Source organism: Isoptericola hypogeus, from assembly GCF_039531145.1.
Lineage (GTDB): Bacteria > Actinomycetota > Actinomycetes > Actinomycetales > Cellulomonadaceae > Isoptericola > Isoptericola hypogeus.
Genome location: NZ_BAAAPM010000005.1, coordinates 125,089 through 135,774 on the forward strand (window position 1 = coordinate 125,089; position 10,686 = coordinate 135,774).

8 protein-coding genes, 1 tRNA gene and 1 other RNA gene are annotated in these 10,686 nt (G+C 73.5%); 7 read left to right on the plus strand and 3 right to left on the minus strand.

The window, feature by feature from the left end; genetic code table 11:
• Positions 1–1,407: MFS transporter (locus ABD254_RS13265; RefSeq protein WP_344248901.1), on the plus strand; the 1,407-nt coding region annotated here is incomplete at its 5' end.
• 396 nt (positions 1,408–1,803) lie between these two features.
• Entirely contained in the window at positions 1,804–1,962 is a 159-nt protein-coding gene (locus ABD254_RS13270) for a hypothetical protein (RefSeq protein ID WP_344248902.1), read from the plus strand.
• Positions 1,963–2,024: 62 nt separating this feature from the next.
• On the opposite strand, the gene ABD254_RS13275 is transcribed toward ABD254_RS13270, so the two are convergent.
• A tRNA-Ser gene (locus ABD254_RS13275) sits at positions 2,025–2,109 on the minus strand.
• A gap of 157 nt (positions 2,110–2,266) precedes the next feature.
• On the opposite strand from ABD254_RS13275, the gene ffs reads away from it, so the two are divergent.
• The 5 genes from ffs (at position 2,267) to ABD254_RS13300 (ending at position 8,825) form a co-directional block, all read left to right on the plus strand.
• Positions 2,267–2,363, plus strand: an RNA gene (gene ffs, locus ABD254_RS13280) — signal recognition particle sRNA small type.
• A gap of 408 nt (positions 2,364–2,771) precedes the next feature.
• Positions 2,772–3,701 (plus strand): MetQ/NlpA family ABC transporter substrate-binding protein, encoded by a 930-nt coding sequence (locus ABD254_RS13285; protein ID WP_344248903.1) that lies wholly within the window; start codon positions 2,772–2,774, stop codon positions 3,699–3,701.
• Positions 3,701–4,915, plus strand: coding sequence for a methionine ABC transporter ATP-binding protein (locus ABD254_RS13290; RefSeq protein WP_344248904.1), 1,215 nt, complete (start codon positions 3,701–3,703; stop codon positions 4,913–4,915). The genes ABD254_RS13285 and ABD254_RS13290 overlap by 1 nt, the downstream gene beginning before the upstream one ends.
• Before the next feature lie 53 nt (positions 4,916–4,968).
• Positions 4,969–5,568, plus strand: a complete 600-nt coding sequence (locus ABD254_RS13295; protein WP_425553809.1) for a methionine ABC transporter permease — start codon at positions 4,969–4,971, stop codon at positions 5,566–5,568.
• 137 nt (positions 5,569–5,705) lie between these two features.
• A complete protein-coding gene (locus tag ABD254_RS13300; RefSeq protein ID WP_344248906.1) occupies positions 5,706–8,825 on the plus strand; it encodes a M14 family metallopeptidase in 3,120 nt (1,039 codons plus the stop codon).
• Positions 8,826–8,922: 97 nt separating this feature from the next.
• On the opposite strand, the gene ABD254_RS13305 is transcribed toward ABD254_RS13300, so the two are convergent.
• Together ABD254_RS13305 and ABD254_RS13310 are read right to left on the minus strand one after the other, a co-directional pair.
• Complete coding sequence (locus ABD254_RS13305) at positions 8,923–9,711, minus strand: hypothetical protein (protein ID WP_344248907.1); 789 nt, start codon at positions 9,709–9,711, stop codon at positions 8,923–8,925.
• Positions 9,708–10,583: an ABC transporter ATP-binding protein gene (locus ABD254_RS13310; RefSeq protein WP_344248908.1), complete on the minus strand. Its 876-nt coding sequence runs from the start codon at positions 10,581–10,583 to the stop codon at positions 9,708–9,710. Before ABD254_RS13310 ends, ABD254_RS13305 begins: the two co-directional genes overlap by 4 nt.
• Positions 10,584–10,686 lie beyond the last annotated feature (103 nt).

Here is a 10,686-nt window from a genome sequence, read left to right on the forward strand (position 1 = left end):
GAGGTCGGCAGCGACGGCCGGCCCCGCCGGTTCGCCGGCCGCGAGCTCGCCGTGCTGGTGGTCGTCAGCGGCGCGATCTTCCTCGAGGGGATCGACATCGGCATGCTCAACGTCGCGCTGCCGGCGATCCGCGCCGACCTCGGGCTGTCCACCGCCACCCTCAGCGGGATCGTCAGCGCGTACGTCCTCGGCTACGGCGGGTTCATGCTCCTCGGCGGGCGCGCCGCCGACCTGCTCGGTCGGCGCCGGATGTTCGTCGTGTGGCTCGGCGTCTTCCTCGTGTTCTCGGGGCTGGGCGGCTTCGCGGACGGCGGCGGCGTGCTCCTGCTCGCCCGGTTCGTCACCGGCGTCGCCGCGGCGTTCCTCACCCCGGCCGGGCTGTCGGTCCTCACCACCACGTTCCCCCAGGGCCCCCGGCGCGACCGGGCGGTGCTCGTCTACTCCGGGATCGCGGCGGGCGGCTTCTCGCTCGGGGTCGTCGCCGGCGGGCTGCTCGCGGCGGTCGGGTGGCGGTGGGTGTTCTTCGCCCCCGTCGCGCTCGCGGCCGTGCTGCTCGCCGCCGCCGTCCGCGTCCTGCCCCGCGACCCGGCGCGCCCCGCGAAGCGGTCCGGCTTCGACCTCGCCGGTGCCGTGACGGTCACAGCCGGGATGGTGCTGCTGGTCTATGGCGTCGTCCGCCTGGAGCACCCCCGCGACGGCACGCCCACGACGGCCGGGGTCCTCGCCGCGGGCGCCGCACTGCTGACCCTGTTCGTCGCCGTCGAGCGCCGGTCGGCCTCGCCGCTGGTGCGGCTCGGGATCCTGCGGTCCTCGCCCCTGGTCCGGGCGAACCTGGGCGCGGCCCTGCTGACGTCGTCGTTCTTCGGGTTCCAGTTCGTCGTGACGCTCTACCTGCAGGAGCTGCGCGGCTGGAGCAGCCTGGAGACCGGCCTCGCCCTCCTGGTCCTCGGCGCGGACGTCGTCCTGGCCCCGCTGCTCACGCCGGTGCTGGTACGGAGGTTCGGCAACGTCCGCGTCGTGCTGGGCGGTTTCGTCATCGCCACGGTCGCCTACGTGCTCTTCCTCGGCGTCGGCGCCGAGTGGCCGTACGCGGCGATGCTGCCGAGCTTCGCGCTCCTCGCGCTGGCCATCGGGCTCACGTACGGGCCACTGGTGAGCGCCGCCACGGACGGCGTGCAGGCCGAGGAGCAAGGGCTGGCCGGCGGGCTCGTGAACACGTCGTTCCAGCTGGGCGCCGCGCTCGGGATCTCCGGGGTGACGGCGGTGCAGGTGGCGGCGCTCGGTGCCGCGACGTCCGCGAGCGCGCTCCTGGCCTCCTATCAGGCGGCGCTCGTCGTCCCGGCCGTCGCGGCGGCGGCAGGCGTCGTCGTCGCCCTCGCCGGGGTTCGTGCGGGGAGGGACCGATGACGCGCGTCGTGACGGACTTCGCGGAGATCCGGTCGCAGTTCGAGACCTACGTCGGCGACGTCGTCTACGCGACGATGACGACGGTCGACGGGCAGGGCCGGCCGCGGGCACGGGTGCTCATCCCCGTCTGGGAGGGGCTCGACGGGCGCCCGTCCGGCTGGCTCGCCACCTACCCGACGCCCGTGAAGGAGGCCCACCTCGCGCACAACCCGCACACGACGTTCTCGTACTGGTCCCCGCGTCAGAACCAGGTCGCGGTCGACGCCGTCGGTCGGTGGACCGACGACCCGCACGAGCGGCGGCACGTCTGGGACCTCTACCCGGGCGGGCAGCCCGCCCGGGGCCGGCTACGACCTGGGCCGGTTCTGGTCCGGCCCGACCGACCCAAAGCTGCGCGTGCTGCGGATCGAGCCGTGGCGCATCCAGGTCGTGCGCGGCCGCGACCTGCGCAGCATCCTCTGGCGGCCCAAGGCGCGCGGGCCCGGTGTCGTGGGCGGGCTCGGCGGGGTGAGCGGGCCTCGTGCGGAGAGCGGCGATGCGCCCGCGGCGCGGTGAGACGGATCGCCCGGCGAACGACGACGGGGCCCGCACCGTGGTGGTGCGGGCCCCGTCAGCGGCGGAGGATGGGGGATTCGAACCCCCGAGGGCGTGAACCCAACACGCTTTCCAAGCGTGCGCCATAGGCCGCTAGGCGAATCCTCCTGGCATGCGGCCCGCAACCTGCGCGGGCAGCCCCAGAAGAATAGCCGACACCCCGGGATGGCTCCGAATCGCCAGAGGGTGACGGTGGTCTCGGGGGTCTGCACGCCCGGGCCCGCCGCCGGTTTCAGGACCGGGCGGGGTCTCGGTTAGGCTGTCTGCAGACCCCTCGTGCGGCATCATCTCGCCGAACTCCCCCAGGGCCGGAAGGCAGCAAGGGTAGGTGAGCTCTGGTGGGTGCACGGGGGGTCCTTTCCTGCCTTTAGGGAGGCGCCATGGAGTGCGCCACGTCACCATTCCCACGATACGGACGCAATCTTGCTCGCATCGCGAGATTCCGGGCTGGTCGGCTTGGTGGGGGCGCCGCTCGGGTGGTCACCTTGTCGCATGTCCCGCTCCGTGAACGCAGCCCCGACGACCGCGCACCCCGTCCCGCGCGGCGCCATGTGCTGCCGCGCGGCTGCAGCGGGGCGAATGTGCGAGGGACGCTGACCCCGAGCGTCTGACGGCGCGCCGCACGGCGCGCTCGTCCCCGCGGCCCGGTTCGCCGGGCCGCCGCAACACCCGCGCCCGCCCCGCGCTGATGGCCGGGGCCGCCGCCCCTCATGCTCACGACGACACCCCGGTGACACCCACCGATGTCGCCTGCCCCGGAAGGACTCACCATGTCCCGCAGCACCTCCCGCCCCGCCGCCCGCCGCGTCGCCCGCGCCGGCGGCGCTCTCGCCGCCGTCGCGCTCACCGCCGCCGCCTGCGCCGCCCCCGGCAGCAGCGACGCCGCCGACGGCGCAGCCACCGGTTCCGCCGAGGACCCGGTCCGCATCGGCGTCGTCTCCTCCGGCGAGGCCTACTGGGAGACCTTCAAGGAGGCCGCCGCCGACGAGGGAATCACGGTCGAGATCGTGAACTTCTCGGACTACCAGCTGCCGAACCAGGGCCTCACCGACGGCGACCTGGACCTCAACCAGTTCCAGCACCTGCAGTTCCTCGCCGGGTACAACGCCGCGTCCGGCGCCGACCTCGCGCCGATCGGCGCGACCGCGGTCTACCCGCTGGCCCTCTACTCGGCCACGCACACGACCGTCGAGGACATCCCCGCCGGCGGCGAGGTCGCCATCCCCAACGACGACACCAACCAGGCGCGCGCGCTGCTCGTGCTGCAGGAGGCCGGGCTCATCACGCTGAAGGACGGGGGCAACTCGTTCTCCACCCCGGCCGACGTGATCGCCGAGGAGTCGAAGGTGACGGTCACGCCCGTCGACGCCGCGCAGACCGCGCTCGCGCTGCAGGACGTCGACGCGTCGATCATCAACAACGACTTCGTGGGCGACGCCGGCCTCACGTCGGACGACGCGATCTTCTCGGACGACCCCGACTCGGCCGCCGCCGAGCCCTACATCAACGTGTGGGTCTCCCGCGCCGAGGACGCCGACGACGAGACGCTGAACCAGCTGATCGACATCTACCACACGCCCGAGATCGAGAAGGGCGTGCTCGAGGCCTCCGGCAACACCGGCGTCATCAAGGACAACGACGCCGCCGACCTGCAGGGCATCCTCGACGAGATCGAGTCCAACCTGGAGGCGCAGGGCTGATGCCCGCCGCGACGACCAGCGGGGCGATCATCAGCTTCCGCGAGGCCGCGAAGGTCTTTCCCGCGCGCGGCCGGGGAGCCGAGGTGCGGGCCGTCGACGGCGTGACGCTCGACATCCGCGCGGGCGAGATCTTCGGCGTCATCGGGTACTCGGGCGCGGGCAAGTCCACGCTCGTGCGCCTGGTGAACGCCCTGGAGACGACGACGAGCGGCACGGTCGTCGTCGACGGCACCGACCTCACGGGGCTCTCCGAGGCCCGGTTGCGGCCCGTCCGCGCCGGCATCGGGATGATCTTCCAGCAGTTCAATCTGCTGTCGTCGCGGACCGTGACGGGCAACGTCGCGTACCCGCTCGAGGTGGCCGGGTGGTCGAAGACCCGGCGCCGCGAGCGGGTGCGCGAGCTGCTCGACTTCGTCGGGCTGGCGGACAAGGCGGACGTCTACCCGTCCAAGCTGTCCGGCGGGCAGAAGCAGCGCGTCGGCATCGCGCGAGCGCTCGCGACCAACCCCAAGATCCTGCTCGCCGACGAGGCGACCAGCGCCCTGGACCCCGAGACCACGCACGACGTGCTCGGCCTGCTGCAGCGCGTGAACCGCGAGCTCGGCATCACCGTCGTCGTCATCACGCACGAGATGGACGTGGTGCGCTCCGTCTGCCACCGCGTCGCGGTGATGGAGCACGGGAAGGTCGTCGAGCTGGGCGACGCCTACCAGGTGTTCAGCGACCCGCGCCAGGACGTCACGCGCCGCTTCGTCGCGACCGCGCTCAAGGACCGGCCCTCGGCCGAGGTGCTCGCCCGCCTGCGCACCCGGCACACCGGCCGCATCGTGACCGTCGGCGTCGATGACGTGACCGGCTCGTCGGCGCACGTCACGCACGTGCTCCGCGAGCACGGCGTCGACGGCACCATCGTCTTCGGCGGCATCACCGAGGTCGCCGAGCGGCCGTACGGGTCGCTCACCCTCGAGCTCGTCGCCGACCACGGGGCCGGCGACGACCCGCGCGTCGAGGCCGCCGTCGCCGGCCTGCGCGCCGTCACCGACGTCGTCGACCACGGCACCGCGCGCGACCCGCTCGAGGCTGTGCCGGCACCGGCGTCTCGCTCGACGGAGCCGGTCGAGCAGGCGAAGTCCGACCTGCCGACGCCGCGCAGGCGACCCGGCGGCGGTCCGCTCGGCAGCCCGACGGGCCTCGTGGAAGGGAACGACCTGTGACCGCCGACCAGCTGCTCCCTCTGCTGTGGCAGGCGTTCATCGAGACGTCGTGGATGGTGGTCGTCGCGCTCGCCGTCGGCGGCGTCCTCGGCCTCGTCATCGGGATGGGGCTCTACCTGACCCGGCCGGGCAACCTGCTGGCCAACCGCCCGGTGTTCGCGGTGCTCAACCTGCTGGTGAACATCGTGCGGCCGGTGCCGTTCATCATCTTCCTCGTCGCGCTGGGCCCGGTGACCCGCGCCTTCGTGGGCAAGACCATCGGCATCGAGGCGTTCACGTTCGCCATGTGCGTCATGTCGGCGTTCGTCTTCGCACGGCTGGTGGAGCAGAACCTCGTGTCGATCGACCCGGGCGTCGTCGAGGCGGCGCGCGCGATGGGTGCCTCGCCCCTGCGGATCGTGCGCACGGTGCTCATCCCGGAGGCGCTCTCGCCGCTGATCCTCGGGACCACGTTCCTGTTCGTCGTCGTGCTCGACATGTCCGCCATCGGCGGGTACCTCGGCGCCGGCGGCCTCGGCGACTTCGCCATCGTCTACGGCTACCGGCAGTACGACTGGGGCGTCACCGCGATCGTCGTCGGGGTCATCATCGTCATCGTGCAGCTGGTGCAGTGGCTGGGGAACACGTTGGCGAGGCGCGCGCTGCGGCGCTGAACTTCGCCCGCCACGGGACGGTGCTCCCGATGGCGGGCTAGCCGTGGCGGTGCCACAGTGAGGCTGCCACTGTGAGCCAGGCCACATTCGTGGCGCCACGGTGAGCGGAACGCATTCGCCCGCCCGGAGGTCGGATCATGCGTCGGACAATGGTGTTCACCGTCATCCTCGCCGTCCTCGCGGCGCTGGGCGTGGGGTCGTTCGCGGCGTCGGGGGCGCCCGGCCCCGACCCGGGCGGGGACCCGGACCAGCTCGACGTCTACACCGCGACGGTGTCGGCGGACGAGATGGCGCTGCTCGCGCAGGAGGGCGTCGACGTGAGCGACCAGCGGCAGGTCGCCGCCGGCGTCCAGCTCGACGTGGTCCTCCCCGAGTCCCAGGCCGACCGGCTCCGGAGCCACGGCGTCGACCTCAGTCTGAAGCGGGTCGAGGGCGGCCAGACGGTCCGGCAGTTCGCGGCCACGCAGGCGGACGACGGGTTCGACGTCTGGCGCTCGTACGACGAGCCCGGCGGGATCCGCGACCAGCTCTACGCCGCGGCGCGCAAGAACCCGCAGCTGGTGAAGCTCGTGGTCCTGGGCCACACCGCGCAGGGACGCGAGATCCTCGCCGTCAAGCTGACCCAGGGTGCGCGCGGCAAGCGCGACGGTGCGCGGCCGGCGGTCCTCTACAGCGCCACCCAGCACGCGCGGGAGTGGATCGCGACCGAGGTCGACCGGCGGCTGATGAACCACTACATCGACCGCTGGCGGGCGAACGACCGCGAGGTCCGCAAGCTGCTGAAGACGACCGAGCTCTGGTTCGTCCCGGTCGCGAACCCTGACGGGTACCAGTACTCGTTCGACGTCGACCGGCTGTGGCGGAAGAACCTGCGCGACAACAACGGGGACGGCATGACCCAGGTCGGCGACGGCGTCGACCCGAACCGCAACTTCCCGAGCCACTGGGGCTGGGACGAGGAGGGCTCGTCGTCCATCCAGTCCAGCGAGACCTACCGCGGCCCCGCGCCGAGGTCCGAGCCCGAGACCCGGGCCATGGCCGGCCTGCTCGACAGGATCGGGTTCGAGTTCCAGGTCAACTACCACTCCAACGGCCAGTGGCTGCTCTACGCGGAGGGTTGGCAGACGGGCACCCCGACGGCGGACGACCCGATCTACTACGCGCTGTCCGGCAACCTCGACGAGCCGGCCATCGAGGACTTCCATCCGGGCCTGAGCTCCGACGTCCTCTACGTCACCAACGGCGAGACCACGGACTACGCGCACGCGGTGACCGGCGCGCTGGCGTGGACGCCGGAGCTGTCCGAGGGCTGCGACGGGTGCGGCTTCGTGTTCCCCGACGACGAGGCGCTGGTACAGGCGGAGTTCGAGCGCAACCTGCCGTTCGCCCATTCCGTGGCGCGCTCGGCGACCGACCCCGACGACCCGGAGACGGTCACCGGGATCGAGACCGAGCCCTTCTACCTCGACAGCGACGACCCCTACAAGAGCGGTAACCCGGGCGTGCAGCTGAGCTTCACCAGGTCGTACGGCGACCCGCAGCCCGTGGCCGTGCTCGCCAAGCGCGACCTGGGCCGGGTGACGCTGAACTACCGCATCAACGACGGGCGCGTGCACCGGGCGCACACGTGGGAGTGGGACGGCGGGGAGCGGTACGCCCCGGCCGCGGTGCACTACCGCCAGATGCGCGGCGTCGTCAGAGGCGCCGACCCGGGCGACTCGGTCGAGGTCTGGTTCACGGCCGGGCGGGAGCGCAGCGATTCCTTCACCTACGACCAGGTCAGCGACTCCGGCCACCGCACGCTCGTCGTGGCGGCCGAGGACTACACGGGCGCCTCGCCGGCACAGACGCCGGGCCCCCACCATGCCGACGCGTACGTGGACGCCCTGGCCGCGAACGGCCAGCAGGCCGACGTCTACGACGTCGACGCCGCCGGGCGACTCGCCCCGGACGCGCTCGGCGTGCTCAGCCATTACGACGCGGTCGTCTGGGAGACCGGCGACGACCTGGTCACCCGTACCGCCGGCCGCGGCGGCGGCAACGCCGACCGGCTGGCGCTCGACCAGCTGCTCGAGTTCCGCTCGTACCTGAACGAGGGCGGCAAGGTGATGCTCGCGGGCGACTCCGCCGGGCAGCAGTACACCAACTCGGCCGTGGGCAACCAGCTCTTCGACCCGAAGGGCGAGATCGCCTGCAACCCGCTGCCCCCGGGCACCGACGAACGGCGCTGCCTGCCCCTGTTCGGCTCGTTCTTCGGAGGCGACACCACCAACGACGTGCTCCAGTACTACCTGGGCGGCTACGTCGCCGTGGCCAACGACGGGCACCTCGACGGTGCCGCGTTCGACGCGACGGGCGTGGACGACCCGTTCACGGGCCTCACCTGGGGCCTCGACGACCCGGACCTCACGGCCAACACCGTCCGACGGTCGTCGTTCCTGGCGACCAGCGGCATCCTGCCGACCGACCGGTACCCGCAGTTCGACAGCTGGCCGGCGGCGCGGTACGACAAGCCGGGCGGTCCCTTCGATCCCCACACCGGAGACCAGTACGTGTACTCGCAGATCGCCGACGTCTCGTACAAGCGGTTGACCCGTGAGGTCGCGGTCCCGGCGGGGGGCGGCTCGATGACGTTCTGGACGTCCTACGACACGGAGGGCGAGTGGGATCACCTGTTCGTGGAGGCCCGCACGCCGGGCGGCGACGACTGGACGACGCTGCCGGACGACAACGGGCACACGACGCAGGCCACCGGTCAGAGCTGCCCGCAGGAGACGTCGGGCGGATGGCGCACCCTCCACCCGCAGCTCGACCACTACCAGACGCAGTCGGGGGCCACGGCCTGCACGCCCACCGGCACCACGGGGGCCTGGCACGCCGCCAGCGGGAACTCGGGCGGGTGGCAGGAGTGGAGCATCGACCTCGCGGAGTACGCCGGCGAGACCGTCGAGGTCTCCATCGCCTACGCGAGCGACTGGGCCACGCAGGGGATCGGTGTCTTCCTCGACGACATCACGCTGCCCGACGGGACCAGCACCTCGTTCGAGACCGGCTTCGACGGCTGGGAGCCCGGCGGCCCCGACACCAGCGGGGCGAACATCAACAACTTCATCCGCACCGACGCCTCGGGCTTCCCGGTCGGCAACGCGATCGCCACGCCGCACTCGCTCCTGCTGGGGTTCGGTCTCGAAGGGGTGTCCACGCCGGCGGAGCGCAACGAGGTCATGGGGAGGGCGCTCGACCACCTGCTGGACTGAGCGGGAGCCGCGCGTCGACGTGCGCCCCGTGGTGACGTAGCGCCCGTTGATGGTTCCGCGCCCGAAACCATCACCGGGTGCTACGCCGCCGGTTCGGTCAGACGTCGGTGAGGCGCCCCCACTGCGCGACGACGAGCGCCGCGGCGGCCGGGGCGACGACGGCGGTCAGCGCCAGCGCGGGGCCGCCGATCGCGGCGGCGGCCTCCGGGCCGCCCGTCCCCGTCCACAGCGACGGGACCGCGTAGGGGAACCACGCGCCGCCGCCCACCAGCACGATCACCTGCGTCATCGCGACGACGCCGATGAGCGACCCGACCGTCGCCAGCAGGCTCCGCGTCAGCGTCGCGACCGCTGCGAACGGCAGCGCGAGGCCCGCCGCCAACAGGCCGGCCGCCAGCGCCCGGCCCGCGGCGGCCCACGCCGTCGGGCCGAACGACGCCGACACCGACGCGGCGGCGCCCGCCGACACGGCGACGGTCAGGCCCACCGCGACCAGCACGCAGGCGGCCGCCCAGGCGAGCACCACCAGCCCGCGCGCGAGCGCGAGCGTGCCGCGCGGCGTCGCGATGCCGAAGTACGCGCCCGCGCGCCCGTCCGCCAGCGGCTGGCCGAAGACCGCCGCGCACGCGAACCCTCCGGCCATGAGGGTCGCGACGGTGAGGATCTGGCCCGCGACGACCAGGTGCGTCGTCGCGAGCTCCCCCGTGGCGTAGTCGGCCAGCTTGGCGGCGCCCGCGCCGTCGACGGCGCCCGATCGTGCGAGCGCCGTGAGCCCGACCGCCGCGAGCGGCACCACGAGCACGAGCAGCGGCGTGGCGAGGCGCTGCAGCGCGGAGCGGCGCCACGCCAGCGCCTCGACCCGCAGGGCGGTGCCGAGCGCGCTCATGCGGGCCTCCGCGAGGTCATGTCGCCCGCCGGTCGTGCGCGCGTCGCCGCGTCGGCGACCGGGCCGACCGCCGCGTCGGCGGCGAGGACCATGTCGAAGAAGCGCCGCTCGAGGTCGGTCCCGCCCGGGTCCAGGGACCCGACGACGCGGCCCGCGTGCACGACGGCCACCCGGTCGGCGACCCGCGCCACCTCGTCGAGGTGATGGCTCGAGACGAGGACGGCCGCCCCGGCGCCGGCCCGCTCGCGCACCAGCTCGCGCACGAGGACCACCCCGCGCGGGTCCAGCGCCGAGGTGGGCTCGTCGAGCACCAGGGCGTCGGGGGAGTGCACCACCGCGCACGCGATCCCGAGCCGCTGGGCGTTCCCGAGCGACAGCCCCTGGGCGCGCACGCCCGCCCAGGGGACCAGGTCGAGACGGTCCGTGACGCCGGCGCCCGCGGCCGCCGCGTCGGGGCGCCGGACGCCGTGCAGCAGGGCGGCGACGCGGAGGTTCTCCGTGACCGTGAGGGCGGGGTCGACGAGCGCCGCGCCCACGACGTGGCCGAACCGCCGCGCGGCCGTGACGTCGAGCCGGGCGGGGTCGCCGCCCAGCACCCGTGCGCGGCCCGACGCCGGCCGCAGGCGGCCGGTGAGCACGCGCAGCGCCGTCGTCTTGCCGGCACCGTTGAGGCCGATCATCGCCACGACCTCGCCGGGGAGCACGGTCAGCGACATCCCGGTCAGGGCGGCGCGGCCGGCGAAGGCGTGGTGCACGTCGTCGAGCAGCAGCGCGGGCGAGCGGCCGGTGCCGGTCGAGCCCGCGCCGTCCTGAGCCTGCGCCGTCCGGAGCCTGTCGAAGGGTCGAAGGGTCGAGGCCCTGCGCTCAGTCACCGAGCACCTCCAGGGCGCGGGCGACGACGGCGCCGAGGCCGCGGTCGCCGTCGGGCAGGTCGTCCGGCGGCGAGAGCAGCGCCGCCGTGCACGCCGCGAGGCA

What these genes read in the sequence shown, in the direction of transcription:
- ABD254_RS13285 (WP_344248903.1), top strand. Translation starts at nt 2,772, where the DNA reads ATGTCCCGCAGCACCTCCCGCCCCGCCGCCCGCCGCGTCGCCCGCGCC.
- ABD254_RS13290 (WP_344248904.1), top strand. Translation starts at nt 3,701, where the DNA reads ATGCCCGCCGCGACGACCAGCGGGGCGATCATCAGCTTCCGCGAGGCC.
- ABD254_RS13295 (WP_425553809.1), top strand. Translation starts at nt 4,969, where the DNA reads ATGGTGGTCGTCGCGCTCGCCGTCGGCGGCGTCCTCGGCCTCGTCATC.
- ABD254_RS13300 (WP_344248906.1), top strand. Translation starts at nt 5,706, where the DNA reads ATGCGTCGGACAATGGTGTTCACCGTCATCCTCGCCGTCCTCGCGGCG.
- ABD254_RS13305 (WP_344248907.1), bottom strand. Translation starts at nt 9,711, where the DNA reads ATGAGCGCGCTCGGCACCGCCCTGCGGGTCGAGGCGCTGGCGTGGCGC.